The 265-nt window shown below is 42.3% G+C and carries 1 pseudogene; it reads right to left on the reverse strand.

What is annotated here, in order from left to right:
- Positions 1–265: pseudogene (locus AAEY93_RS20700) on the reverse strand (Ktr system potassium transporter B); the annotation flags it as partial.

Here is a 265-nt window from a genome sequence, read left to right on the forward strand (position 1 = left end):
GTATTGACCAACGTAGATGTATCTGTTTGATTAAAAGCAGCTTTGGTGACTGTTTTTTGAATAAAGCCAACTTTATTACCCAGTGCCATTAAAGTTACAACCGCAAAGGTCATTAACCCCAGACCACCCAGTTGAATTAATAACGCAATAACGCCTTGTCCAAAAGGGGTAAACACTGAACCGGTATCCACTACAACCAGTCCAGTTACAGTCACCGCAGAGGTTGCCGTAAACGCACTTTGTATCCATGAAATAGGCTCATAGG

Origin of the sequence: Shewanella sp. CAL98-MNA-CIBAN-0140 (assembly GCF_040309905.1) — a bacterium.
In the GTDB taxonomy this organism is placed as follows: Bacteria; Pseudomonadota; Gammaproteobacteria; order Enterobacterales; family Shewanellaceae; genus Shewanella; species Shewanella psychromarinicola.